Annotated in this window: 28 protein-coding genes and 2 riboswitches; of the genes, 17 read left to right on the forward strand and 11 right to left on the reverse strand. The window is 34.9% G+C overall.

Annotation, left to right across the window (positions count from 1 at the left end):
* Nucleotide 1: 1 nt before the first annotated feature.
* Both nagB and AC1Q8M_RS18820 read left to right on the forward strand, forming a co-directional pair.
* Complete coding sequence (nagB, locus tag AC1Q8M_RS18815) at nt 2-790, forward strand: glucosamine-6-phosphate deaminase (RefSeq protein WP_001024208.1); 789 nt, start codon at nt 2-4, stop codon at nt 788-790.
* The gene (locus AC1Q8M_RS18820; RefSeq protein ID WP_014894892.1) at nt 720-1,451 is read left to right on the forward strand and encodes a GntR family transcriptional regulator; all 732 of its coding nucleotides are present in this window, start codon (nt 720-722) and stop codon (nt 1,449-1,451) included. Before nagB ends, AC1Q8M_RS18820 begins: the two co-directional genes overlap by 71 nt.
* 73 nt (nt 1,452-1,524) lie before the next feature.
* On the opposite strand, the gene AC1Q8M_RS18825 is transcribed toward AC1Q8M_RS18820, so the two are convergent.
* Complete coding sequence (locus AC1Q8M_RS18825; protein ID WP_000594250.1) at nt 1,525-2,331, reverse strand: Cof-type HAD-IIB family hydrolase; 807 nt, start codon at nt 2,329-2,331, stop codon at nt 1,525-1,527.
* 165 nt (nt 2,332-2,496) lie between these two features.
* Between AC1Q8M_RS18825 and glcT the strand changes: the two genes are divergently transcribed.
* The 4 genes from glcT to ptsP all read left to right on the forward strand — a co-directional run bounded on the left by glcT (nt 2,497) and on the right by ptsP (nt 7,859).
* On the forward strand, nt 2,497-3,345 hold the full coding sequence (gene glcT / locus AC1Q8M_RS18830; protein WP_001067322.1) for a glucose PTS transporter transcription antiterminator GlcT: 849 nt from the start codon (nt 2,497-2,499) through the stop codon (nt 3,343-3,345).
* A 339-nt stretch (nt 3,346-3,684) separates the two neighbouring features.
* Complete coding sequence (gene ptsG, locus AC1Q8M_RS18835; protein WP_061659903.1) at nt 3,685-5,748, forward strand: PTS glucose transporter subunit IIABC; 2,064 nt, start codon at nt 3,685-3,687, stop codon at nt 5,746-5,748.
* Between the two features lie 135 nt (nt 5,749-5,883).
* Nucleotides 5,884-6,147: a phosphocarrier protein HPr gene (ptsH, locus tag AC1Q8M_RS18840; RefSeq protein WP_000411080.1), complete on the forward strand. Its 264-nt coding sequence runs from the start codon at nt 5,884-5,886 to the stop codon at nt 6,145-6,147.
* Complete coding sequence (ptsP, locus tag AC1Q8M_RS18845; protein WP_000174216.1) at nt 6,147-7,859, forward strand: phosphoenolpyruvate--protein phosphotransferase; 1,713 nt, start codon at nt 6,147-6,149, stop codon at nt 7,857-7,859. Before ptsH ends, ptsP begins: the two co-directional genes overlap by 1 nt.
* A 97-nt stretch (nt 7,860-7,956) precedes the next feature.
* On the opposite strand, the gene AC1Q8M_RS18850 is transcribed toward ptsP, so the two are convergent.
* The 3 genes from AC1Q8M_RS18850 to AC1Q8M_RS18860 all read right to left on the reverse strand — a co-directional run bounded on the left by AC1Q8M_RS18850 (nt 7,957) and on the right by AC1Q8M_RS18860 (nt 9,588).
* Nucleotides 7,957-8,322 carry a DUF3915 domain-containing protein gene (locus AC1Q8M_RS18850; protein WP_000468017.1) on the reverse strand — a complete coding sequence of 122 codons (366 nt, stop codon included), beginning with the start codon at nt 8,320-8,322 and terminating at the stop codon, nt 7,957-7,959.
* A 195-nt stretch (nt 8,323-8,517) separates the two neighbouring features.
* Nucleotides 8,518-8,736, reverse strand: a complete 219-nt coding sequence (locus tag AC1Q8M_RS18855) for a hypothetical protein (protein ID WP_000100485.1) — start codon at nt 8,734-8,736, stop codon at nt 8,518-8,520.
* Nucleotides 8,737-8,970: 234 nt separating this feature from the next.
* Nucleotides 8,971-9,588 carry a nitroreductase family protein gene (locus AC1Q8M_RS18860; RefSeq protein WP_000180387.1) on the reverse strand — a complete coding sequence of 206 codons (618 nt, stop codon included), beginning with the start codon at nt 9,586-9,588 and terminating at the stop codon, nt 8,971-8,973.
* Nucleotides 9,589-9,915: 327 nt separating this feature from the next.
* Here AC1Q8M_RS18860 and AC1Q8M_RS18865 point away from each other — a divergent pair, with 327 nt between their 5' ends.
* The 4 genes from AC1Q8M_RS18865 (at nt 9,916) to AC1Q8M_RS18880 (ending at nt 13,656) form a co-directional block, all read left to right on the forward strand.
* Entirely contained in the window at nt 9,916-11,208 is a 1,293-nt protein-coding gene (locus tag AC1Q8M_RS18865) for a GGDEF domain-containing protein (protein ID WP_001023187.1), read from the forward strand.
* Between the two features lie 90 nt (nt 11,209-11,298).
* Nucleotides 11,299-12,435: a serine hydrolase gene (locus AC1Q8M_RS18870; protein ID WP_000592902.1), complete on the forward strand. Its 1,137-nt coding sequence runs from the start codon at nt 11,299-11,301 to the stop codon at nt 12,433-12,435.
* Between the two features lie 4 nt (nt 12,436-12,439).
* Nucleotides 12,440-13,318: an NAD(P)-dependent oxidoreductase gene (locus AC1Q8M_RS18875; RefSeq protein ID WP_000400437.1), complete on the forward strand. Its 879-nt coding sequence runs from the start codon at nt 12,440-12,442 to the stop codon at nt 13,316-13,318.
* A 5-nt stretch (nt 13,319-13,323) separates the two neighbouring features.
* Entirely contained in the window at nt 13,324-13,656 is a 333-nt protein-coding gene (locus tag AC1Q8M_RS18880; protein WP_000365617.1) for a DUF3909 family protein, read from the forward strand.
* A gap of 35 nt (nt 13,657-13,691) precedes the next feature.
* On the opposite strand, the gene AC1Q8M_RS18885 is transcribed toward AC1Q8M_RS18880, so the two are convergent.
* The 6 genes from AC1Q8M_RS18885 to AC1Q8M_RS18910 all read right to left on the reverse strand — a co-directional run bounded on the left by AC1Q8M_RS18885 (nt 13,692) and on the right by AC1Q8M_RS18910 (nt 18,694).
* Entirely contained in the window at nt 13,692-13,967 is a 276-nt protein-coding gene (locus AC1Q8M_RS18885) for a hypothetical protein (RefSeq protein WP_000054659.1), read from the reverse strand.
* A gap of 288 nt (nt 13,968-14,255) precedes the next feature.
* The gene (locus AC1Q8M_RS18890) at nt 14,256-14,768 is read right to left on the reverse strand and encodes a 1,2-dihydroxy-3-keto-5-methylthiopentene dioxygenase (RefSeq protein ID WP_000057317.1); all 513 of its coding nucleotides are present in this window, start codon (nt 14,766-14,768) and stop codon (nt 14,256-14,258) included.
* Nucleotides 14,746-15,384: a methylthioribulose 1-phosphate dehydratase gene (locus tag AC1Q8M_RS18895; RefSeq protein WP_000811341.1), complete on the reverse strand. Its 639-nt coding sequence runs from the start codon at nt 15,382-15,384 to the stop codon at nt 14,746-14,748. Before AC1Q8M_RS18895 ends, AC1Q8M_RS18890 begins: the two co-directional genes overlap by 23 nt.
* Nucleotides 15,381-16,040, reverse strand: coding sequence for a 2-hydroxy-3-keto-5-methylthiopentenyl-1-phosphate phosphatase (gene mtnX / locus AC1Q8M_RS18900; RefSeq protein WP_000027487.1), 660 nt, complete (start codon nt 16,038-16,040; stop codon nt 15,381-15,383). The genes AC1Q8M_RS18895 and mtnX overlap by 4 nt, the downstream gene beginning before the upstream one ends.
* Nucleotides 16,037-17,281, reverse strand: a complete 1,245-nt coding sequence (gene mtnW, locus AC1Q8M_RS18905) for a 2,3-diketo-5-methylthiopentyl-1-phosphate enolase (RefSeq protein WP_061659899.1) — start codon at nt 17,279-17,281, stop codon at nt 16,037-16,039. Before mtnW ends, mtnX begins: the two co-directional genes overlap by 4 nt.
* 64 nt (nt 17,282-17,345) lie before the next feature.
* Nucleotides 17,346-17,451, reverse strand: a riboswitch (SAM riboswitch).
* Nucleotides 17,452-17,515: 64 nt separating this feature from the next.
* On the reverse strand, nt 17,516-18,694 hold the full coding sequence (locus AC1Q8M_RS18910; protein ID WP_072940328.1) for a pyridoxal phosphate-dependent aminotransferase: 1,179 nt from the start codon (nt 18,692-18,694) through the stop codon (nt 17,516-17,518).
* Between the two features lie 14 nt (nt 18,695-18,708).
* On the opposite strand from AC1Q8M_RS18910, the gene AC1Q8M_RS18915 reads away from it, so the two are divergent.
* From AC1Q8M_RS18915 to AC1Q8M_RS18930, 4 genes are all read left to right on the forward strand, one after another.
* Complete coding sequence (locus tag AC1Q8M_RS18915) at nt 18,709-19,572, forward strand: carbon-nitrogen family hydrolase (RefSeq protein WP_016512349.1); 864 nt, start codon at nt 18,709-18,711, stop codon at nt 19,570-19,572.
* Between the two features lie 71 nt (nt 19,573-19,643).
* Nucleotides 19,644-19,785: riboswitch (SAM riboswitch) on the forward strand.
* Nucleotides 19,786-19,875: 90 nt separating this feature from the next.
* Entirely contained in the window at nt 19,876-21,057 is a 1,182-nt protein-coding gene (gene mtnK, locus AC1Q8M_RS18920; RefSeq protein WP_000542679.1) for an S-methyl-5-thioribose kinase, read from the forward strand.
* Nucleotides 21,054-22,115 carry an S-methyl-5-thioribose-1-phosphate isomerase gene (gene mtnA, locus AC1Q8M_RS18925; RefSeq protein WP_000104616.1) on the forward strand — a complete coding sequence of 354 codons (1,062 nt, stop codon included), beginning with the start codon at nt 21,054-21,056 and terminating at the stop codon, nt 22,113-22,115. Before mtnK ends, mtnA begins: the two co-directional genes overlap by 4 nt.
* 67 nt (nt 22,116-22,182) lie before the next feature.
* Nucleotides 22,183-22,344 (forward strand): YvrJ family protein, encoded by a 162-nt coding sequence (locus AC1Q8M_RS18930; protein ID WP_000393338.1) that lies wholly within the window; start codon nt 22,183-22,185, stop codon nt 22,342-22,344.
* Between the two features lie 30 nt (nt 22,345-22,374).
* Here AC1Q8M_RS18930 and AC1Q8M_RS18935 read toward each other — a convergent pair whose 3' ends face one another.
* Entirely contained in the window at nt 22,375-23,151 is a 777-nt protein-coding gene (locus AC1Q8M_RS18935) for a 3-hydroxybutyrate dehydrogenase (protein WP_000258450.1), read from the reverse strand.
* 196 nt (nt 23,152-23,347) lie between these two features.
* Between AC1Q8M_RS18935 and AC1Q8M_RS18940 the strand changes: the two genes are divergently transcribed.
* Genes AC1Q8M_RS18940 through AC1Q8M_RS18950 form a run of 3 tightly spaced genes read left to right on the forward strand, consistent with a single transcriptional unit; the run spans nt 23,348 to nt 25,222 of the window.
* The gene (locus AC1Q8M_RS18940) at nt 23,348-23,680 is read left to right on the forward strand and encodes a PadR family transcriptional regulator (RefSeq protein ID WP_000107977.1); all 333 of its coding nucleotides are present in this window, start codon (nt 23,348-23,350) and stop codon (nt 23,678-23,680) included.
* Entirely contained in the window at nt 23,680-24,447 is a 768-nt protein-coding gene (locus AC1Q8M_RS18945; RefSeq protein WP_000952892.1) for a DUF1129 domain-containing protein, read from the forward strand. The genes AC1Q8M_RS18940 and AC1Q8M_RS18945 overlap by 1 nt, the downstream gene beginning before the upstream one ends.
* Nucleotides 24,448-24,460: 13 nt before the next feature.
* Complete coding sequence (locus AC1Q8M_RS18950) at nt 24,461-25,222, forward strand: DUF1129 domain-containing protein (protein WP_001103075.1); 762 nt, start codon at nt 24,461-24,463, stop codon at nt 25,220-25,222.
* The last annotated feature ends 5 nt before the right edge of the window (nt 25,223-25,227 follow it).

The raw sequence follows: 25,227 nt of genomic DNA on the forward strand, positions 1-25,227 counted from the left end.
AATGAATATTCTTGTTGTAAAAACTCCAGAAGAACTAGCCGAAGCAGGTTATAAATTAATTGAAGAAGTTGTAAAAACAAAAGAAAATCCAACATTAGGAATGGCTACAGGAAGCTCTCCATTAGGTATTTATGCAGAAATGCGAAAAAATAAACTTGATACAAGCCGTGTAACCACTGTAAACTTAGATGAGTACGTAAATTTACCACATGAAGATAAAAACAGCTATCACTATTTCATGCAAGAACAGTTGTTTGATCATCTTCCATTTAAACAAACTTATGTACCAAACGGGATGGCAAGTGATTTAGAGGAAGAGTGCAAACGTTACGAGGGCATTCTAACTGCTAACCCAGTTGACCTACAGATTCTTGGAATCGGTGAAAACGGTCACATCGGATTTAATGAGCCAGGAACACCGTTTAATTCTCCAACGAACATTGTTGAATTAACAGAATCTACACGCCAAGCAAACCTTCGCTTCTTCGAAAAAGAAGAAGATGTGCCAACTCATGCGATTACAATGGGAATTGGAAGCATTATGAAAGCGAAACAAGTTCTACTTGTTGCTATGGGTTCTAAAAAGGCAGAAGCTGTTAAAGAATTATTGCAAGGTGAATATAGTGAAGAGTGTCCGGCTACAGTTTTACAACGTCATCCGAATGTAACCGTAATCGCAGATCAAGAAGCTCTATCTTTATGCAGTGAGGCGATTGCTGATGAACATCGACAAGTATTCACCATTTCCGATCTATTATCAGATTCAAGAGTGGGTGAAACAGCTAATTGAGGACGGCGAATGGAAGCCGGGAGATAAAATCCCATCTGAGAATGAACTTTGTGATAAGTTCGAAGTGAGTCGTATGACAATCAGACAGGCGATTAATAATTTAGTGGAACAAGGCTATTTATATCGGAAGCGTGGAATTGGAACATTTGTCCAACTTCCGAAAGTGGAACAAAAATTGCAAGGAATGACGGGATTCACAGAAGATATGATTTCTCGTGGAATGAACCCAAGTAGTCAATTACTTAGTTTCCGCCTAGTTCCAGCTACTGCTAAAATAGCAGACCGGTTGAGAATACAGGAGGGGGAATCGGTTTATGAAGTGAGGCGTATTCGCTTAGCTGATGATGAACCGATTGCTTTTGAGACGACATATTTGTCGCCAGCTCTTGTAAAAGATATTAACGAAGAGATATTGCAACAATCTTTATATGAACATTTAGAGAAAAAACTGGGCTTTAAACTTGTTAGCGCTACTCAGTCAATTGAAGCTTCTGTTGCGACGGAAAATGAAGCTGAACATCTGCATATTCCTAAAAAGGCGCCTGTACTTGTAATGCGTCAATGGTCATATTCAGAAGGTGAGATACCGCTAGAGTACGTGAAATGTATTTATCGTGGAGATCGTTATAAATTTATTACGAATATCGCACGTAACAAATAGTATATTTCAGTTTGTGAAGTACAGTCGAAATGAAAATGGATAACATGTAAAGAAATAAAAATACGACTCATCCTTATAAGGAATGAGTCGTATTTTTATTATGAGCAATTACGTGGTTAACAGCATCTTTGACGTGATTTACTACATAGTGAGCGTGTTTTTTTACTGCATCATCTGCTTGCGACATAGCAAAACTGTGAGGAGTTAAAGAAAACATAGGAATATCATTGTAAGAATCCCCTATACAAGCAATTTCCTCAGGTTTTATTTGAAACTCATTTAATAAAACAGAAATGGCAGAGCCTTTACTAACATTCGGTGGCATTACATCTAAACATTGTTCTGCTGAGATGAAAGTACTAACTTTCCCGTGGAATTTTTCATCAATTTTTTTTTGAAGGAGTTGTAAGCTCTCCTTTGTTCCACCGACAGAAATTTTATTTGGGAAAATTGTATCATCAATCTTCTGTAGTAAGTTTGGTTCTTCAACAGAAGTCATTGTTACTTGTTGTTCAAGTTCTTGAATAAAAGGTGTTTTCTCTTCAATGTAATAATTATGCTCATCACTTACATAACGGAAATAAGGATTTTCATTCGTCATAGCTAACAAATCGGGAAGTATGCTGGAATCAAAAGTTGCAGATAATAGTTGTTTATTTTCATGTGTATATACAAAAACACCATTTACACTAATACGATGAAAATTTGTATTTACAGCTTTCATTAAGTCTGCAATTTCATTATCAAGTCTTCCGGAAGCGAAGCAAAGAATAACATTTTGCTCGGCGAGGCTGCGTAGTGCCGCAACATCTTGTTCATCAATAAGACCTCCGTGTTGCATCATTGTACCATCGATATCACTTACAAACATTTTAATCATGCTGTTATCTCCTTTCTATGTACAGTTGCTCTTACATTATACGCATCATATATAAACATGTCTAAAAAATGAATTTTTATTAAATGGCAGATGTTTTACATTGACGACAAAGAAGAATATTCTGTAACATAAAAGTAGGCTATTTAAGTACGAGGGTGGTGTTATATGAATAATTATCTAGAAATTAAAAAAGTTTTAAATAATAATGTCATCATTGCTAGCCATCCTGAACACGAGGAAGTAGTAGTGATTGGTAAAGGAATTGGATTTGGGAAAAAAGCGAAAGATGTATTGGAGCAAGAACAAATCGAAAAAATGTTTGTCTTAAAAAATGAACGTGATCGTGAACAATATAAATTATTAGTGCCGCATGTTAGTGAAAAATTAATTGAATTGATGAACGATATTATGCTGTACATTCAAGAAAAAGCGAAATCTCCACTAAATGAACATATTCATATTGCGTTAACAGATCATATTTCATTTGCAATTAAAAGGTTAAAACAAGGACTTACAATTGATAATCCTTTTTTAGTTGAAACAAAAATGCTCTATCCAGAGGAATATGAAATTGCGGAAGGTGTTGTAGAACTTTTAAATTCTCGTTTGCAAATTACATTGCCAGAAGGAGAAATTGGTTTTATTGCACTTCACATTTACAGTTCGCTTACAAATTCTGATTTATCTTCAGTTAATCAAAACTCCCGTCTCATTGCACAACTTGTATCTTTAATTGAGACAAACTTAGAAATTACATTAGATCAAGAGAGCATTCATTATTTACGCCTTATTCGTCATCTTCAATATGCTATTGAGAGGGTGAAAAAAGGAGAAAAAGTAGAAGAATCGCAAAGTTTTGCTGATTTATTAAAGGCGGAGTATCCAGTTTGCTATAACGTAGCTTGGAAGCTAGTTAAAGTCATGCAAAAAGAGTTGCAACTACCTGTATATGAAGCTGAAAGTATTTATTTAACGATGCACTTGCAACGCTTAGTCAAGGCAGAGCATGTGTAATAAGTCATATATTTTTGTCTAAAATGAAAACGTTAAAAAAAATGATTGAATCGCTTACAATAGTTATGTATAATAACTATTGCAAAGTTATACAAATTTCGACAAACACATTAAGGTGAGTAACGAAAACGTTTGCCTTAATTATAGTGAACTTATACGTAAACCTATTTTTGACACGTGTTACTGATTCGATCAGGCATGAGTGGAGAAAAGTAAGGAATGTAAGCTAGAGAAAGGGATATACTACCCTTTGTATAGCTATCGTTCTATCTTTTTTTCCTCATGTCTTTTTGGCGTTTGTCGGAAGGTATCAATATAGATAAGAGAGGAAGGGTTTCCATGTTTAAGAAGATCTTTGGTGTTCTTCAAAAAGTCGGAAAGGCGTTAATGCTTCCAGTAGCGATTTTACCGGCAGCAGGTATTTTACTTGGATTTGGTAATGCATTTCAAAATCCACAGTTAACAAATGTTATTCCTGCTTTAAAAGCAGATTGGTTCGTAATGGTTGCAAAAATTATGGAACAATCTGGTGATATTATTTTCGCTAACCTTGCATTATTATTCGCAGTTGGGGTAGCAATTGGTTTAGCTGGTGGAGATGGAGTAGCTGGTTTAGCAGCATTCGTCGGCTACTTAATTATGAACAAAACGATGAGTGTGTTCTTAGAAGTAGATAAGCTAGTGAAAGTAACAAGTTCTGGAGCAGACCCAGTAAAAATTGGATTTGCAGATCCAGCGTATGCAAACGTATTAGGTATTCCAACGCTACAAACAGGGGTATTTGGTGGTATTATCGTCGGTATAGTAGCGGCATATTGCTATAATAAATACTTCAACATTGAATTACCATCATACTTAGGTTTCTTTGCAGGTAAGCGTTTCGTACCGATCGCAACTGCAACATTCTCTTTAATCGTAGGTATTATCATGTGCTTCGTTTGGCCATACATTCAAGGTGGCTTAAACACGTTCTCACATCAAATGATTGATGCAAATAGAACAATCGCAGCATTTATATTCGGTTTAATTGAACGTTCATTAATTCCATTTGGACTACATCACATTTTCTATTCACCGTTCTGGTTCGAATTCGGTCAGTATACAAATGCAGCTGGCGAATTAATCCGTGGTGACCAAAAAATCTTTATGGCACAGTTAAAAGACGGTGTAGAATTAACAGCAGGTACATTTACAACTGGTAAGTATCCGTTCATGATGTTCGGTCTTCCAGCAGCAGCTTTAGCAATGTACCATGAAGCACGTCCAGAAAATAAAAAATTAGCAGCAGGTATTTTAGGTTCTGCAGCATTAACATCTTTCTTAACAGGTATTACAGAGCCACTTGAATTTTCATTCTTATTCGTAGCGCCAGTATTATTCGGAATTCACGCTGTATTTGCTGGTCTATCATTTATGACAATGCAAATTTTAGGTGTTAAAATTGGTATGACATTCTCTGGTGGTTTAATTGACTTCCTATTATTCGGTGTATTACCAGGCCGTACAGCATGGTGGTGGGTAATTATTGTTGGTCTTGTACTAGCAGTTATTTACTACTTCGGATTCCGCTTTGCAATCCGTAAATGGAATCTAAAAACACCTGGTCGTGAAGAGGCAAATGCGAATGACGGTGCAGGAAAAACAGAAGCAGGCGAACTTCCTCGTGAAGTATTAGTAGCACTTGGTGGTAAAGAAAACATTGCTTCTTTAGATGCTTGTATTACTCGTTTACGTGTTCAAGTTAACGAACAAAAGAATGTAAACAAAGACCGCTTAAAAGAACTTGGAGCAGCTGGTGTACTGGAAGTTGGAAATAACATTCAAGCTATTTTCGGACCGAAATCTGACACGTTAAAATCACAAATTCATGATATAATGTCAGGTCGTACACCTCATGTTGAAAAAGAAGAACCTGTAAAAGTGGAAGAAACTCCTCAAAAAGTTGATGAAAATGAAACAATTGTATCACCAATCGAAGGGAAAATCTTACCAATTACAGAAGTACCTGACCAAGTATTCTCAGGAAAAATGATGGGAGACGGATTTGCAATTGAGCCAACTGAAGGAACAGTAGTTTCTCCAGTTAACGGTGAAATTGTCAATGTATTCCCTACAAAACATGCGATTGGTATTCAATCTGAAGGCGGAAAAGAAATTTTAATCCACTTTGGTATTGATACTGTAAAATTAAATGGTGAAGGATTCGAGGCACTTGTAGCACAAGGTGATAAAGTGAAGCAAGGCCAACCATTATTAAAAGTAGATCTTGCATTTGTAAAAGAAAATGCACCATCTATCATTACACCAATTGTATTTACAAACTTACAACAAGGGCAACAAGTCGAATTGAAAAAAGATGGAAATGTTAAGAAGGGCGAAACCGCTATTATTGACATTCAGTAGGAATTTGACGCAAAATGTTTATAATTATAATAGGCGATGTGGTTGACCGAACATCGCCTATTATATACAATAGATGATGTAGTACTCACGTCTATACAACTAAAAAAAACTGTAATTTAAAGGAGATAAATAATCATGGAAAAAATCTTTAAAGTAACTAGCGACTCAGGAATTCATGCTCGTCCAGCAACTCTACTTGTAAACACTGCAAGCAAATTCGGTTCTGACATTAACTTAGAGTATAACGGAAAGAACGTTAACTTAAAATCAATCATGGGCGTTATGTCTTTAGGCATTCAACAAAACGCAGAAATTAAAATCACTGCAAATGGTGATGATGCAGCTCAAGCACTAGCAGCTATCGAAGAAACTATGAAAAACGAAGGATTAGGAGAATAATGACTCTTAACATTCAAGGGATCGCTGCATCAAGTGGGATTGCTATTGCAAAGGCTTTCAGACTTGAAAATCCTGAATTTAACATCGAAAAGAAATCAATTACAAACGAAGCTGCAGAAATTGCACGCTTAGACGCTGCGCTTGAGAAAGCAAAAACTGAATTAGAAGCTATTAAGGACCACGCATTTGCTGAGCTAGGTGCTGACAAAGCTGCGATCTTTGAAGCACATTTATTAGTGTTAAATGATCCAGAACTAGTAAACCCAGTAAAAGATAAAGTAAATAGCGAAAAAGTAAATGCTGAATTTGCAATGGATGAAGTTGCATCAATGTTTATTTCTATGTTTGAAAACATGGATAATGAATATATGAAAGAACGTGCTGCGGACATTCGTGACGTAACAAAACGCGTTCTTGCACATTTACTAGGAATTAACTTCTCAAATCCTGGTACAATTTCTGAAGAGGTAATCATTATTGCTGAAGATTTAACACCATCTGATACAGCTCAGTTAAACCGTAAGTATGCAAAAGGTTTCACTACTGATATCGGTGGACGTACATCTCACTCTGCAATTATGGCTCGTTCTATGGAAATTCCAGCTGTTGTTGGTACGAAAGTTGTTATGGAGAAAATCCAAAACGGCGATATCGTTATCATTGACGGTTTAGATGGAGAAGTAATTGTAAACCCATCAGAAGAAACTCTTCGTTCGTTTGAAGAAAAGAAAGCGAAATTTGAAGAGCAAAAAACTGAATGGGCAAAATTAAAAGACCAAGCTACTGTAACAAGTGATGGACATCACGTTGAGCTTGTTGCAAATATCGGAACACCAAATGATGTACAAGGTATTATCGATAATGGCGGAGAAGGCGTTGGCTTATACCGTACAGAATTCTTATATATGGGTCGTGACAATCTTCCAACAGAAGAAGAGCAGTTCGAAGCGTATAAAGCAGTTCTTGAAGGTGTAAAAGAAGGTCAACCAGTCGTTGTTCGTACACTTGACATCGGTGGAGATAAAGAGCTTCCATACTTACATTTACCAAAAGAAATGAACCCATTCTTAGGATACCGTGCAATTCGCTTATGTCTTGATGAGCAAGATGTGTTCCGTACACAACTTCGTGCATTACTTCGTGCTAGCGTATACGGTAACTTAAAAATTATGTTCCCAATGATTGCAACTCTTGATGAGTTCCGTCAAGCAAAAGCAATTTTATTAGAAGAGAAAGCGAAACTTGTAGAAGCGGGTACAACTGTTTCTGATTCTATTGAAGTTGGTATGATGGTTGAAATCCCAGCTTCAGCTGTATTAGCAGATCAATTCGCGAAAGAAGTTGACTTCTTCTCTATCGGAACAAATGATTTAATCCAATACACAATGGCTGCAGACCGTATGAACGAACAAGTATCATACTTATACCAACCATATAACCCATCTATTTTACGTCTTGTAAAAATGGTTATCGATGCTGCTCATAAAGAAGGCAAATGGGCTGGTATGTGTGGTGAGATGGCAGGCGATTCACTTGCTATCCCATTATTATTAGGATTAGGTTTAGATGAGTTCAGTATGAGTGCAACATCTATTCTTCCTGCAAGAACACAACTAAGCAAGTTGTCAAAAGCAGAAATGGAAACATTAGCAGAAAAAGCATTAATGATGTCAACTGCTGAAGAAGTTGTTGAACTAGTTAAAAGCATATAACCAATAAAAAAACCTGAGTCGATTTGAAATCGGTCTCAGGTTTTTTCTATGAGAAAAATAAATCTTATTTTCTTACTATAGAGGATAAGGAACGGAATTAGATAGCGATAGCAACGATATCAGTTGGGCATACACGTAAAATACCAGTAAAAGTATTTCGATTTTGATTGTTCTTATCGTCTTTATTGTTATCTTTGTCGTCTTTGTTATTACGAGCTAAAGCAGAGAAAAGAGCAACACCGTTAGCGAAACCTTCAAAAATTACATTGTTGAAAGTGCCATTACCTCTAATGCTTAAAAGAGAAAGTTCTGTTCCAACTGAAATGCTAGCAAGTACGTTACATACAGCTGGTTGTTGTGGTCTAACTACTTCTCTCTCTTTCTCTTTCTCATGATGTCTGCACTCTCTTTCATGATGATGACAGTCTCTAAAGTTATCACAGCATCCAAATGATCCAAACATAATCCTCATCACCCCCTTCACACTTATAATCTATGTAAGTTCGGTAGTGAGTGACTGGACAGAGAGTGGAATTTTTTCTAGGGGATTTTCTCATTTTAAATGACTAGCTGGGTGTTTAGTATGGAATGATGTTTAAAATAGGGGAAATATAACAAAAAATGTAAAAACCGCCGAAATAAATGAAATAGGTAGCCTTTACACTTTTTTACTTTTATATAAAACGATGATATATACAGGAAGAGCTAGGAGTAGTGGTACAATGGATCGTGCAGTATGTTTTTCTGATTCTAATTGGAATGCTTCTTCTTTTGGGAATTGTAAAATGGAGATGTTTGCGGCATCACCAATAAAATATAGAAGCAGTACAGTTACTATGTAACATAAAAGTGCGATAAAGCTTCCGTATGAACTCAATGAAAATCCCTCTCTTGTTATCTATTTGTTATCATTGTATCATAATTGTAACAAAAATACACGGGTATATTTCAACACCTAAACAAAATTCGACACAAAACGTCAAGTTTATTTATGATAAGGGAATAGAATATACTTTTCCATAAGTATAAATGTCGAATGATTTGTAGTAATATTACAAAAGTATGACAGGAAATAAAAAAACGAAGGCAATGTAGTTACCTTCGTTTTTTATTATTTTGCCCACTCACTCACTTGCTCTACGCTCATACGAGGTGCAGGGTGGCCTTTTAAAGTTGATTCACCAATTGTAATAAGCATAATTGGAACGTAACGAGATGAAACGTTAAATTCGTCTGTCAGTGCTTGTGGATTGAAGCCACCAATAGCACAAGTATCCCAACCAGTTGCTTTAGCTGCAAGCATAAGTTGCATTGCTGCTAAAGATGCATTTGAAAAGGCAGCATCTCTTGGGAATTGTTCACGAGCATATGCAGATTCAATATTTTTAGCTAAGCGTTCTTTTGCTTCTTCTTTCATAAATCCTTGTTCTACAATTGGACCATATACTGGCTCAACATTTTTATAAGCTTCTAAATCACCTAAAATAGCGACTACTGCAGAAGCATCAAGAATTTGTTGTTGGTTATAAGCTATTGGGTGTAATCGTTTTTGTACATCTTCACCTTGAAAAACGAGGAATTTCCAGTGTTGCAAGTTCCAAGCGGAAGGTGCTTGTGCTGCGGCTTTTAAAATCTCATGTAATTCTGTAGATGAGATTTCTTTATTTGGGTTGAATGCACGTGTAGATGTGCGTTCATATAGAACGTTAAAAAAGTTGTCGTTTGTCATTGTATATCCTCCAAATTGTATATCGAATTATTTTCAAAAAAATAATATACACTACTTACATTTTGTAAGTTATCGAATTTAAGAATATAATATCTTTATTTTAATTGTCAAGTTTTAAAAATAAGCTAGGGCATTCATACAAACGATACAATTCCTACAATCATACACTAAAAAAGGAATTTATAGAGTGAAAAGCGAAGATAACATTCTCAATTAGCTTGTTAATATGTATCTCTCACAAATTAAAGTTTATTGGAGAACAGTCTTTTAAAAAAGTTTGTGAGGAATTCAGTAGAACAAGATATATGAAGTGAGTGAAGACTAGTGATGAACATACTACATTTTTTATTAGAGAATACGGTTTTCCAAAATGTGTTACAAGATCTGCAGTTAAATGTCCTTTATATAGAAAATGGATGTAAGCATCAACAAACGGTAGAAAATATCCATCCAAAATGTATGTTTATAGCAAATAGTTTTGAAGAGGGCGAACTATTATTTCAAAGAACGAAACCACACATTATCATTACGTATGTAACAGATTATTCTCAAATAAAATATATAAAGAATATGTATACTCCGCACAGTACATTCATTGTCATTTGGGATCAACAAATAACAAAAGAATTCACAGATGTACTTGCATTAGGAATACGTAATATTGTAATAGCTCCTGTAACTCCGCAAGCAGTGTTAGAGGAAGTGAATAAGAGTTTGTATCAACTTTCTTTAGTAAGGCAAGTCGGTTTGCAGCAGGAATTGCTTCAAACGATGTTTGATTTTCAAAATGATCTATTATTTATAGTAGAAGATGATGAGATTGTTGATTGTAATACAAATTTTTTAGCTTTTTTTGGATATGAAAATCTGTTTGCCTATCGTGAGCAACATTTAGTATTTGCTGAACATTTTATTAGAGAAAGTGGATACTATTCGACGACGCATGATATAACATGGTTAGACGATACTTTATCAAGTGGTAGAAGAATTAAGATGCTAAATTATGAAGGGGTAGTATCCACTTTTTTATTACGTGCGACACCATTGCCAGAAGATTTATCAAGATTTATTGTAAAGTGCACGGAAATTACAGAATTAGATGAAATCTATCAAGAGCAAGAAAGACTTGCTATGGTAGATTCATTGACAGAGATTTATAATCGTTTAAAGTTTCAACAAATACTAGAGGTAGAGTGGGAAAAGGTAATACGTAGTGATGAGAAAATAGCTATCATTTTATTTGATATAGATAATTTTAAAACGGTTAATGACACATATGGTCATGATTTTGGTGATTTGGCATTAATACAACTTGCAGAGCTTATGAAATCTAAAGTGGAGCAACAACATGTATTTGCAAGATGGGGAGGAGAAGAATTCATTATATTAGTGACAAATACAGTAGAAAAGGAAGCATTTCAAGTTGCGGAGTCATTACGATTCTTCATTGAAACAAAGCAATTCACTGGAATTTCGAAGCTAACAGCTAGCTTTGGAGTTGCGTTATATGAACAAGGAACTACAAGAGAAGAATTAATGCAACGAGCGGACATTGCATTATATGAAGCGAAAAAAAATGGGAAGAATCAAGTATGTGTGTATAGAAAAGAAAAAATGTAATTTTTCGCAACAAATTGTTGCGATTTTTTTTTATTGTTTGATAATAGAATAGGGGGACAATTTTTAGCGAAGGAATTATGGAGGATCAATATGATAAAAAAAGTAATGGTGATGGCTTCACTGTCTGCTATAGTTGGCGGCGGAGTATACTATTTTCTTGTTAGCCCCAATATAAAGGAAAACACTGTATTAACAACTAAAGTGAATCCTACTATTGAATCAGAAGTACAAGGGAATATAGAAGAAAAAGAAGAGCAACAAATTGATTATGCTAGCATATCTCAAAAATTAGATCAATATTTAGTCGGAAAGCAATTTAATGGAACAGTTTTGGTAACAGATAAAGAGCGTGTTATATTGAATAAAGGATATGGGTATGCTGATGTTCAAAATAAAATAGAAAATACGCCTCAAACAAAATATCGTATTGGTTCTATTACGAAAACAGTTGTTGCCACATCTATTTTACAGTTGCAAGAACAAGGTAAATTGAATATTCAAGATAATGTAAATAAATATATTCCTTCATTTCCGGAGAATAAAAATATTACGCTATATCATTTATTAACCCATACCTCTGGTTTACCTGAACATGCGAAAGGAAATGTGAATGCTGCTTCCCGTTTACAGTTAATTAATTGGATTGGACGTCAAAATTTAGAATTTCCTGCAGGAACAGGTTGGAGATATACAGATTATAATTATATGGTTCTTGCTTATATAATAGAACATATCTCGAAAAAACCTTTAGGAGATTACATAAAAGAAAACATATTTGTAAAAGCAGATATGCATGAATCCGGTATGGGAAATATGGTACCTGGAGATAAAAATTTTACAAAGGGTTATGTGAAAAAAAATCAAGAGCTTGTACCAGCGCAGAAGTTAGGCATGGATTGGCTATATGGTTGTGGTGAGATGTATACGACAGTTGGAGATATGAAGAAGTTAGACGAAGCAATTATAAATGGAAAACTTCTTTCTGAACAAAGTATACAAGCAATGTTTTCGCCTTCAGCAGAACGGAAATATGCATTTAGTTTTTATATATATCCAGATTATTTTCATAATCATGGTGTATTATCTGGTTGGAACACTTTCAATAATTTTAATAAAGAAAAAGGAATTTTTGTTATGTTATTTTCAAATGTAAAAAATAGTATGGATGATGACTTTAATAAAGAGTTCCGAAAGATGGTAAATGATTTATTAGAACAAAGGGGATGAGAAAATGGAACATAAAACTTTATCAATAGGTTTCATTGGTATTGGCGTAATGGGAAAAAGTATGGTTTATCACTTAATGCAAGATGGTCATAAAGTATATGTATATAATAGAACGAAAGCAAAAACAGATTCTTTAGTGCAAGATGGTGCACAATGGTGTGATACGCCAAAAGAGTTAGTGAAGCAAGTTGATATTGTAATGACAATGGTTGGATATCCACATGATGTAGAAGAAGTGTATTTTGGTATAGAAGGAATTATAGAACATGCAAAAGAAGGTACGATAGCAATTGACTTTACGACATCTACACCTACTTTAGCAAAACGTATTAATGAAGTTGCAAAAAGCAAAAATATATATACGTTAGATGCACCTGTCTCAGGAGGAGATGTTGGCGCGAAAGAAGCAAAACTCGCAATTATGGTAGGTGGAGAGAAAGAAATATATGATAGATGCTTACCTTTACTTGAAAAGTTAGGAACAAACATTCAATTACAAGGACCAGCTGGGAGTGGACAACATACAAAAATGTGCAATCAAATTGCGATTGCTTCCAATATGATTGGAGTATGTGAGGCTGTTGCTTACGCGAAGAAGGCTGGATTGAATCCAGATAAAGTGTTAGAGAGTATTTCAACAGGGGCAGCAGGTAGTTGGTCATTAAGTAATTTAGCTCCTCGAATGTTAAAAGGAGACTTTGAGCCAGGATTTTATGTAAAGCATTTTATGAAAGATATGAAAATTGCTTTAGAGGAAGCAGAGAAATTACAATTACCAGTCCCAGGCTTAAGTTTGGCGAAAGAATTGTATGAAGAGTTAATTAAGGATGGCGAAGAAAATAGTGGAACACAAGTATTATATAAAAAATATATAAGGGGGTAAACGAGGTGGACCTTCAAAAGTTTGATGAGATGATTGATACTGTACAGCGAGCTACTTGTATGCAAATTAATGAAAAACAAAAAGAAGCTTTTAAACAAAAATATGATTTTGAACCAGACTTTGAATATGGAAGAGATGAGAAGGGGCATTATGTAATTCGAACCTCTAAAAAGATGTTAGAAGAAATGGAGTTTTATTTGGCATTGAAATATGATCGTGATGGAGTGGATCTTTATATGCAAGCTGAGATTGACGGTATATTTCATGTATCTGTTAGCTATGGTGAAGATGCCCTACATCTACAAGAATTGTTTCAATTTCTAGAAGAAAATAAATAAAAGTCCTCATTTGAGGACTTTTATTTATTTAGTCATTATAAGTTAGAAGCGCGGCGACATCGTTCAACCGGGAATGGGATAATTTGTGCGATGTGATTAGGACCAAATTGTTTTGTACGAGCATGGCGTATTATATAAAAAGCACACAGAATTGAAACAGGAATAGCGCCGAATAAACCAAATAATAAAGCGCTTACACAAGATGCGACAAATCCTAAAACACCAATTTCTAACTCTTCCATAATAGCTCCTAAAATAACAGGAAATGCTCCACATGTAACTCCAAGTATAAGTGCGATAAGTAAGCTCATGATTATCCCCCTCTGTTTGCGATATTATTTTCCTTCTTAGTTAATTGTAGTATATCACATTTAAAACAGAATTTTCAGAAAGATTTCAATAAATGTTCAATAAATGTTCAAAAAATACACTTGAAAAATCAAGGCGTTAAATTTGTGATGAAATGGTACTTTTGAGTAAATAAAAAATCAGGCTTATTTCAAAAGTGAAATAAGCCTGTTCCATAGGAGGATGTATATATGTAGAGTGAATAAAAGTTTGGAAAAGGGGATCCAAGTCCTTTTATTCAACTAACTACCTTAATAGATTGGAACCCAGCCTTCAGTTGTTACAAAAATACGAATAGCTACAACTTGACGATCATCTTGCAAGGTAAAATAATGTCTTGCATTTTCTGGAACAGATATTAGATCGCCTGGCTCAAGTTCAACATCAAAGAATTTCCCATCTTTGCCTTCAATAGCGAAAATGCCATGACCACTGACGATAAAGCGGACTTCGTCGTCTGTATGATGATGTTCTTTTTGGAAATTAATTAATAATTCGTCAAGGTTAGGTGTGCTATTTGAAAGTGAAATTACATCATGTGCTTTATAACCTCGACGTGCTGAAACATCAGCGATTTCTTTTGAAAAAACAGCTAATATTTCAGCTTTGTTTTCATCTGTTAAAGAATAATTTTCATTTAAATGAGTAGGAAGTTTAGAAATATTCCATTTCTCATATAAAACGCCTTCCTCTTGTAGAAATTTAGATACTTCCACTTCATTTTCAATACGAGTATTTACTTCATGAATACGAATTTGCGCCATTAGAAACGCCTCCTTGAATTGATAATAGTTTTATATGAAATTGGAATAAAAACTCATAAGCTTCTAATCTCTTCTTTGCATCAAAGCTATCTCGGCCCCATACGGTAATACCGTGGTTACGGATTAATACCGCTCCCGAATCACCTTGTATATGCTTTCGGAAGTTTTCTCCAAGCGTTGGGATATGGGCATGGTTTTCGATAATAGGAATGTGAATTGTTGCCCCTTCTTCCCAAATATCGAGAGCTTTAATAATTTCTTGATTTTGAAGGGTAACTGCATCACTATATAAATTTGTGATGACATTATTATCAGTTGTATGAACATGAAGTACGCACCCGGCATTCGTATTGTTATAAATATGTGTATGCAATATTGTTTCTGCTGAAGGGCGTAATTCAGTCTCTAAAACGGGAACTCCTACATGATCTACTAATAGAAAATCATCTGGAGTGGTTTTTGTTTTATCTTTACCGCTTGCTGTAATGAGAAAAGTAAGTGGCTCATGACTAACTTTTATAGAAATATTACCACTTGTTGCTGGGAACCAATTTCGAGTTGTTAATTCTTTTTTTATCTCGCTTAAGTCATACCATTGACGAAAAAGTTGTTTCATGATTTCACCTCCAACAAATGTTTTAATTCATTTTGAATATCATGGAATGTTTCAAACGGTGTATAAGCAATATAATTCTCTTCACACTTTGTAATAAGGAAGTCACGAGCAAATACTTTATCTGCTTGTTTCGCAGCTTGTAAATCAGTAATTGAATCTCCAATCACAATATGGAAGTCATTCGTATCACTCAATTTACGGATGAGTGATGATTTACATAATCCGCAATGATTTTGACAATGATGATCACAAGGATGAGGCCAATTCACCGTAATGTATTCATTTGAAAAATCTGTTTCATTACAGTAAATTTGCTCTTTTGGAATGAGTCCTTGTAAGAGTGGATAGACGAAGAAATCCATTCCACCTGATATAACGTAAAAAGAAATGTTATTTTCATTTACAAATTGTATAAATTCATGAAAACCATTACGAATTTCAGCAGTTTCTATTAAAAATTGAATAATTTCATCGTGCAGATGAGTAGGTATTAATCGAAATAATTGAGAAACACCTTCTTGAATAGATAGCTCTTGTGATAAAATTCTATTCTTTACTTCTTCAGCTTCTGGTGGTGCGAATTTTTCCATAATGGACATAATGTTATCATTATTTGTAATCGTGCCATCGAAATCACAAAATACTTGAATACTCATAATTTCACCTCATGAGAGGGATTTCCCCATATTTGTAGTGCACTATGCAAATTTATGTCATCTACTTCATGGAGTGGTTTATTTTGCAAAGTAGCATCAATTGCAGTACGGAAAGCTTTACCACCGCCTTGCGCTCCATTTGGATGTCCATGTATCCCGCCGCCAGCATTAATAACAACATCTTTACCGAAATCTCGTACAATAAAGGGAACGAAACCAGGGTGAATACCAGCAGATGGAACAGAAAAGCTCTTCTTGAAAAATGCATCGTCTTCAGTTAAATATTTTGAGATAGCAAGAGCTTCCTCTTTTTCTAGCGCAACACTTCCGTATGGAGATGGGAATAATGAAAAGTCAGCCCCAGCATAGCGTAGTAGCTTTCCGAGTAATAATGGAGATGAAATTCCATATAACTTAGATGCTGAATAAGCACCACTTACAGCAGGGTGTGCCATAATAGGAACTGGGATTTCATCATCTTCTGCAAGTGATTGCAGTACATCTAGTCCGTAAGCAAATACGTTAAATAATAGAATATCAGCTCCAGCTTGCACTGCACGTTTCGCATTTTCTTTTAAATCAAAAGTTCGTCCTGTTAAATTTACGGCATATAACGTTTTATGTCCGTATGTTTCATATACGGATTGTAAAACTTCTTTTCCAGATACAATGCGTTTCGTAAGTGGTGTTAATGCATTTTCAAATAATATTTCATCATCTTTTACTATATCTACACCACCACTTGCTTGATCACGTAATTGCGTTTTTAAATACCCAATATTTCGTCCAATCATTCCTTTAAAAATACTCATTAAAAGGGGACGATCATGCACTTGTAAAAGGTTTCGAATCCCATCTATCCCGAATTTTGGACCAGGAAAATGTTCTTTCAATTCTTCTGAAAAAGTTAAGTCAATTAATTTTACTTCGCCATCAAGGGATAGCTTTCCAAATGTAGTAGTTAAAATTGCTGGTAAATCTGGACTGAAGTTTAATAACGGATATTCGATTTTAATAATTCCGCGTTCTACTTTTTTACGTAAATACGAATTCGTATGTTCATGTTCAGCTAATTCCTCAATATGAATGACGTTGCCTTTATGTTGCTTTAATTGTTCTTGCAATAATTGTGGCAAATGAGTCCAAGAGCCAATTGTTAAACCAAGAGCAATTTGCTCAGCTTTTTTTTCTAAGTTATGTGAATCATCATGGATTAAATACGTCGCTATAATTCCGCTCATTGTTATAACCTCCTAGTTAAATAAAAAAACCTCTCAGCTAAGGAGAGGTTTTTTTACAACCAGCTCCTTATCTGTCAGCATAATGCTGCGAGAATTAGCACCGTGTCTACGATTGTAGATCGGTTGCCGGGTTTCGTCGGGCTCGTCCCTCCACCTGCTCTTGATAAGAAGTATTTAGAAATGTTTAAATTTTTAAGATAACTGAATTTTGTCAGATATTTTTCATGTTGTCAATTACTTTTTGAAAAAATTTAATTTATCAATTCGATTAATGGCTTCTCGTAATCTATCTTCTGTATGCAAGAGACCAACACGGACATACCCTTCGCCATGTTCACCAAATCCAACACCAGGAGCAACTGCAACGTGTGCTTTTTCTAGTAAAATATCAGAAAATTGCTCGGATGTATAACCTTCTGGTACAGGAAGCCATGCAAAGAATGATCCGGTTGGAATGTCTACATTCCAACCAATTGAGTGACAAGCTGAAATAAGAGCGTTTCTCCGAGATTCGTAACTATTTACAAGATCTACTACACAAGACTGTGAACTTAATAGTGCTTCGCGAGCAGCATCTTGAATTGCACCAAAAATACTAACATACATATGATCTTGCAATAGGTTAATGGTTTCGATGACACTTTCATTTCCAACTGCAAAAGCAATACGCCAGCCAGCCATATTGAAAGTTTTTGATAACGTGTAAATTTCAATTCCTATATCTTTCGAACCATCTGCTTGCAAGAAACTAACAGGTTTTTGACCATCAAATCCGATAGCACCGTAAGCGAAATCGTGAACAACTAATATATTATGTTTATTAGCAAAATGAATGGTTGTATCAAAAAAATCTTTTGATGCAGTAGCACCTGTAGGGTTATTTGGATAGTTTAAAAACATTAACTTTGCCCGTTCAGCGATAGAGTCGTCAATTTTTTTATAATCCGGTAAAAAATGATTTTCTGCAATAAGCGGCATGGTTTCAAAGTGTGCCTTTGCTAAGGCAACCCCAGATAAATAATCTGGATAGCCTGGATCCGGAACGAGAATTGTATCACCAGGATTTGTAAAACAAATTGGTAATTCTACTAGTCCAGCCTTCCCACCAAACAAAATAGCAACTTCAGTTTTTGGGTTTAATTCGACGCCGTATTCACGTTTATAGAATGTAGTCACGGCTTCCTTTAAGCTTTCATGTCCGCGAAATGGCGGATATTTATGATGAATGGTCTTTTCGGCAGCATCTTGTAAAGCTTTTACGATATGCTGCGGTGTTGGTTGATCTGGATTACCTTGACCTAGATTAATAACATCGTGACCAGCTGCAACGACTTTGTTAACTTTTGCAACAAGTGAAGCGAAAAATTGTGTTGGCAATGATGTTACTATCTCAGAAGGTTGAAATAATTTCATACTTTCCACCTCTTTTGAAAGTTGTTACAATTCTAGTGACAAATGATATAATCTTTCCAGTATTTTGTAAAGAAAAAAATAAGAATGGGGCTGAAAAAATGAAAGTCGCATGTATTCAAATGGATATTGTTTTTGGAGATGTAGAAAAAAATATTGAGAATGCTAAAAATAAAATAAGCGAAGCTATGAAGGAAAGGCCAGATGTTATCGTCTTACCAGAACTATGGACAACAGGATATGATTTAACGAGACTTTCTGAAATTGCAGATAGGGATGGAGTGGAAACGAAAGAAAAGTTAATAGAATGGGCGAAGCAATATGATGTACATATTGTTGGTGGTTCTATAGCAAAGCAAACAGAGCAAGGCGTTACAAATACGATGTATGTTGTAAATAATGAAGGACAGCTAGTCAACGAATATAGTAAAGTACATTTATTTCAGCTTATGGATGAACATAAATATTTAATAGCCGGTAATGGTACGGGCGAATTTAAGCTGGATGATGTTGAATGCGCTGGAACAATTTGTTATGATATTCGTTTTCCAGAGTGGATGCGTGTCCATACTGCTAAAGGGGCAAAAGTATTATTTGTTGTAGCTGAATGGCCATTAGTTCGTTTAGCACATTGGCGTTTGCTATTGCAAGCAAGAGCAGTTGAAAATCAGTGTTATGTTGTTGCATGTAATAGAGCGGGAAAGGATCCAAATAATGTATTTGCGGGTCATTCTTTAATTGTGGACCCTTGGGGTGAAGTTGTAGTAGAGGCGAATGAAGAGGAATCAATTTTATTTGGAGAGCTTGAATTCGAGAAAATTAAAGAAGTACGTAAAGGAATTCCAGTTTTTGCGGATCGCCGTCCAGAATTATACAAATAAAATGTTGACAAGTGATTTTTATTCTTGGTATAGTCTTCAACATAAAGTTAAAAATTCAAAAAATTATACAACTCTTATCAAGAGCAGGTGGAGGGATTTGGCCCGATGAAGCCCAGCAACCGACCGTAATACCATTGTGAAATGGGGCGTTTATTACGCCAAAAGGCACGGTGCTAATTCCAGCAGAAAGTAAAACTTTCTGGCAGATAAGAGGGGAGAAGATAAACTTCAAACCTCTTTCTTAGTGGAAAGAGGTTTTTCTATGTTAGAAAAACCTCTGAATTTAAAAAGGGGGAGAAGACGATGGGATATTATTCATTAACAGAAATAACAGCTGTACAATATGCGAAAGATCATGGCTATTTTGAAGCAAAGGCAAATGTCGTTTGTCATGAAATTGGAGACGGAAACTTAAATTACGTGTTCAAATTAGATGATGGAGAGAAATCAATTATAATAAAACAAGCACTGCCTTATGCGAAAGTAGTTGGTGAAAGCTGGCCATTGTCTATAAAAAGAGCAACGATTGAAAGCAAGGCATTACAAATTTTTGCACAGTATGTACCGGATTATGTTCCAGTAGTGTACAGTCATGATGAAGAGTTAGCGATAACGGTAATAGAAGACTTATCAAGACTAACAATTACAAGAAAAGGATTAATAGACGGAGAAGAATATCCGCTTTTATCCCAGCATATCGGCCGTTTTCTAGCACATGTTTTATTTTACACTTCAGATTTTGGTTTACAGTCAGAAGAGAAGAGGGTACTAGAAGGTACCTTTGTAAATCCGGACCTTTGTAAAATTACAGAGGAATTAGTGTTTACAGATCCGTTTGGACATTATGATACAAATGATTATGAGCCAGATTTACAGCTAGTGGTTGATGAACTTTGGAGTGATAAAACTTTAAAACTAAAAGTAGCACAATATAAATATAAGTTCTTAACAAGAAAAGAAACTCTTATTCATGGTGATTTACATACTGGTAGTATTTTTTCGTCACCTTCTGAAACGAAAGTGATTGATCCAGAATTTGCGACATATGGCCCATTTGGATTTGACATAGGTCAATTTATTGCAAATCTATTACTAAATGCTTTATCTAGAGAAGAAGAAAAAAGAAGTGTACTATTTTTCCATATAGAAAAGACGTGGAGTTATTTTGTAGAAAATTTTACAAAATTATGGATTGGAGAAGGTGTAGAAGCATATACGAAAGAAAAACAATGGTTACCAATTATTTTGCAAAATATCTTTACTGATGCAGTTGGATTTGCCGGATGTGAACTGATTCGTAGAACAATTGGTTTAGCTCATGTAGCAGATTTAGATGAAATAGAAAATAAAGAAACAAGAATTCAAGCTAAGAAACAAGCGCTATCCTTAGGTAAAGAACTAATAAAATATGAATCTAAAAGTGCTGATATTCAACTGTTTCGAACATTATTTCAACAGACAGTTTCAGGGGGCGTAAAAGCGTGAGTACAATTGTTACTGTTCCGAGATCTGTAAGCTGGAAAGGTGATGCAATTGCGGTATTAAATCAAACGAAATTGCCGCATAGCACAGAATACAAAACATTGACGACTATTGAAGAGGTTTGGAAAAGTATCGTAATGTTAGAAGTACGAGGAGCGCCTGCAATTGGAATTGTAGCTGCATTTGGCTTGGCGCTTGCATCAAAAAAATATAACACTGTACATATTGAAGAATTTCAAAAGAAGTTTAATAGAGATTGTAATTATTTAGGAACGTCACGCCCGACAGCAGTAAATTTATTTTGGGCAATTGATCGTATGAGAGAATCTATTCGAGAGATTACTACAATAAAAGAAGCACAAAAAACATTAGAAGAAGAAGCGCTTCGCATTCAGCAGGAAGATGAAGAGGTGTGCCGAAATATTGGGGAATATGCGTTAACATGTTTTAAAGATGGCGATAATATTTTAACAATCTGTAACGCTGGAAGTATCGCAACTGCCAGATATGGAACTGCATTAGCTCCCTTTTATATTGGAAAAGAGAAAGGTGTGCGTCTACATGTATATGCGTGTGAAACGAGACCAGTTTTACAAGGTGGTCGCTTAACGACCTGGGAATTGAAGCAAGCAAATATTGATGTGACCCTTATTACAGATAATACTGCAGCTCATGCTATTCAAACGAAAGAAATAAATGCAATTATTGTAGGGGCGGATCGAATTGTCGCAAATGGAGATACGGCAAATAAAATAGGGACAATGAATTTAGCTATTTTAGCAAAGCACTTTGATATCCCATTTTATGTTGCTGCGCCACTGTCAACATTTGATGTTACGAAAGAAACTGGAGCCGAAATAATTATTGAAGAAAGAGATGAAACAGAAGTTACGAAAATCTTTGGAAAACAAGTAGCACCAATTGGAACGAATGTTTATAACCCTGCATTTGACGTAACACCGAACGAATTAATTACAGGAATTATTACTGAGAAAGGTATTATAAGCGGGGATTATAAACGAGAAATTGCATCATTATTTGAAAAACAGGCTAATACATAATAGCTTGTTTTTTTATGCCTAAATGCATTGTTTTCTCTTACTTATATAATGAAAGGAGGAGAAGAGGATGGAAGAGTGGATCAAGATGATAGGTAATGTAGGGTTTCCAATTGTTGTAACATTATATTTACTCCACCGTATTGAAAGTAAATTAGAGGGGGTAATTGTTGCAATTGAGAAGCTCCCGCGGCAATTACTAAAGTACGAAGATCCTCGCAATAAAAAATAAAGTTTGCTCTTCTTGAGCAAACTTTATTTTTTATTGAGCAGTATAGCCACCATCGATAACGACAGCTTGACCAGTAATACCTTTAGCTTTTTCACTCGCTAAAAACATAGCATAATCAGCGATTTCTTGTACTTGTAATAAGCGCTTTTGTGGGACGAGTGGATAAATAACATCTTCTAAAACATTTTCAAGTGGTACATTTCGTGTAGTAGCTAAGTCTTGTAGTTGATTACGTACAAGAGGGGTATCGACATAACCAGGGCAAAGGGCATTAACAGTAATACCATGCGTAGCACCTTCTAAAGCGGCAACTTTTGTTAATCCAATTACGCCATGTTTTGCACTATTGTAGGCAGCTTTTCCAGCAAACCCGACAAGGCCGTTAATAGAAGCGACATTAATAATACGACCATATTTTTGTTGTTTCATAATCGGAAAGGCATGCTTAATTGCGATAAACGGAGCAATTTGCATAATTTGAATTAGTAGCTCAAACTTTTCCGTTGGAAAGTCTTCAATGGGTGAAACGTGTTGCATTCCTGCGTTGTTAATTAATATATCTAATGAACCGAAATGACTAACTGTTTGAGAAATTGATGCTGTAATTTCCTCTTCAGATGTAACGTCACATTTTAAACCGATAGCTTGAAAACCTTCACTTTGTAATTGCTCAGCAGCTTCTTTCGCACGTTCTTCAAGACGATCAGTAATCACAACTTTTGCACCTTCTTTTGCAAAAGCACTTCCCATTTCATATCCAATACCACTCGCAGCACCTGTTAAAAAGACAACTCGATTTGTAACCATGATGAAAAACATCCCTTCATAATAAAGTTTTCATAGTGCTCTATTTAGAGAGGTTATAATGAAAATCCTGCAAACATTTGGAAAAAATATCGTTAGCTATCTTGTTTTGCAAAATAGTCTTTGCTATACTATTTTGTAAAGCAAGATACTTACGTTTATCTATCTTGTAAAACAAGATAGTAGGAGGATTTGAATTATGTCGACAAGTCAAATGCTGAAAGGGATCTTAGAAGGATGCTTACTTGCTATTATTTCTGAAGGCGAAATATACGGTTATGAAATGAGTGAGAAGCTAGCAAAGTATGGTTTTACAATGGCGAGTGAGGGAAGTATTTATCCGTTATTAATACGAATGCAAAAAGAAGGACTAATAACAAGCGTAATGAAGGAATCTCCATCTGGTCCAAAGAGAAAATATTACACATTAACAGAAAAAGGCGAGGAAGCACTTGATGAATTTATGGATCGCTGGGAAGCGATGCAAAGTAGTGTAGAACGTCTACTTGAAGGGAAGGGAAGGAGAAAATAATGTTATCAAGTGAAGCACGAAAGTTTTTGTTAGATATGAGATTATTTTTGACGGCAAAGAGTGTGAAAGAAAGTGATATTGAAAACTTTTTAGAAGACGCAGAACTTCATTTAATAGAAGGTGAGAGTGAGGGGAAGAGTGTAGAAGATATTTTCGGAAGCTCACCGAAAGAATATGCAAATGAACTTGTAAAAGTGATGGAAAGAGATAGACAGGAAACGTGGAAGCAAATTGGTTTTACAGTAATGAATATCGTATCTTTTTGGATTATTGCTTCTATCTTAATAGTGAATAATGGAATGTTACAGATTTCACTTATTCAGTGTATCGGTTACAGTTTTTCATTGATTTTAGTTGTTATAGGTCCTAATTTTCTACTTCGCAAAATGACCTTCGTCACAAGCTTTACAAAAACATGGTTTTCCATGTGGTCTTTAGTTATGATTGCTCCATTGTTTTTATTAGGAGCTGTTACGATATTAGATGTGATATATCCTACAAAAATGCTCACATTCACCGAAGTCCAAAGTTATATAGTAGCTGGTGGGATTTTTATGATAACAGTAGCTATAAATATATATTTTGAAGGATGGTTTAAAAACTTATATTTAATCATTCCGCTTTCTATTATGTTAATGTTTAAAACATTTACATCTGAAGATCTCATGCCAATGTTATTTCAAATTATATGTTTATATGGAAGTTTGTTTATTTTAATTTTCCTTGAAATTATGATGAAGACGAATAGAAGAGAAATGGTTAAATAAGGGAGGGGTTATAATGAATGTTTCTAAAGAAGGAGAAAAGTTTTTAATTGATACGAAAGTATATTTAATAACAAAAGGGATTAAAGAAGAAGAGGTGGACGCCTTTCTAGAAGATGCAGAGCTTCATTTAATAGAAGGTGAAAAAAAGGGGAAGACGGTAAGGGACATATTTGGTGACTCACCAAAAGAGTATGCGGAAGAATTAGCGAAAGAGATGGAGAAGGATAAAAGCGGGAGTATAAAGACTATTTTAGGAATGATAATTGGAATAGGAGGATATTGGTTACTTACAAATATTTTATTTGGAAATCCGAATCAACAATTTACGTTAACGAATGTACAGTTAATCGGTTATCCTATCGTTTTAATCATTACGATTATTGGAACGATTGTTGCGTTTAGAATGTCTTCTTTTAAAAGTAAATTAGTAGAGTTTGGAATTATTTATGTAGTAGTGATGATACCTATTTTATTATTAGTGTTATTAATATTTATGAATAAATGGTATGGGACACCAATTTTACAATTGTCGACAATACAGACATATATATTAGCAGTAACTATATTTTTATTACTTCTTATTGGTGAAGTATATGTTCTTGGTTGGATGGGTGTTGTGGTACTAATTGTTCCTCTTGCGATTATGTTCTTATTTAAAGACTTAGAAGAAAGAAATGTATTTTGGGGAATTGCAAAGATCTTACTTATGTATGGAAGTATATATGGATTAATGAGATGGTCTTTAAAAATTGAAGAAAGAAAAATTGGGAACTAGAAATT

The organism is Bacillus sp. GW823-FHT06A10 (assembly GCF_058795375.1).